Origin of the sequence: Komagataeibacter oboediens, from assembly GCF_003207815.1 — a bacterium.
Lineage (GTDB): Bacteria > Pseudomonadota > Alphaproteobacteria > Acetobacterales > Acetobacteraceae > Komagataeibacter > Komagataeibacter oboediens.
Genome location: NZ_NKTX01000233.1, coordinates 1 through 844, shown reverse-complemented (window position 1 = coordinate 844; position 844 = coordinate 1). Strand labels below are relative to the sequence as shown.

Below are 844 nucleotides of genomic sequence, written 5' to 3'. Positions count from 1 at the left end.
CCCGAACTGGCGCGGCCAATGCCCCAGCCCAGCCCGATCGTGTCGTTGTCACGTCCCCGGAACGGGGCCTTCAGGTTCAGGCCCGCGTCAATGGCGAAGCTGATCAGGTTACGGTCGCCGCCATTGCCCGTGGCGCGCACGAAAATACCCAGCGAACGCGTGGACTGGATGGAAGGCCGCCAGATCATCTGGTCAATGATGCCGTACACCATCCAGTTGCCCCGGTCCCAGCGCGGGATGCCGGTGGTGTCATTGGGGCCGCCAAGGGCCTGGCCCATGTTGTTGTAGCGGTAATCGGGAAATCTGGCGGTGTCGTAATATCCGCCCAATTTATAGACGCCCGGCAGGCCGGGATCTTTTGTGACGTTGGACGTATCGGCGGGCTGCGGATTGAGTGCGTACTGCAGTTCGGTAATCAGCAGCGCGCCATTACCCATGTTGAAGTTTGTGCCATTGGCGCCGTTATAGGTCTGGCTGGTGGGATCGCTGTTGCTGCCCAGTACTGCGCCCGTGGCCTGCTGGATGGGTAGCGAGTTATAGCGGTTGCCCGGCGGATTGTCGTCAGCAGCGGCGAACATGAAGGTGAACTTCTCGCCGGGCCGGTAACGGATCCGCACGGCGGGCGAGGAGAGTGGCCATGACGGGCCGCCGCCATACAGGTTGACTGACGGGGCCATGGGCCAGCCGAAATTGGCGTTCAGGTACAGCGATGCGTAATCGCTGATCAGGAATTCGGTATCAAGGTCCTGCTGGCCGATCTTGACGTCGAGTTTCCCCTTGAGGAACGACTGCTGGTACCACAGTTCGAACAGGCGGGTGGAGCGGTCAGCCTCGAACCCGCTGA

1 protein-coding gene is annotated in these 844 nt (G+C 61.6%); it reads right to left on the bottom strand.

Annotated features, from left to right (window positions below):
• Positions 1-844: carbohydrate porin (locus CFR80_RS18555; protein WP_146221726.1), on the bottom strand; the 844-nt coding region annotated here is incomplete at both ends.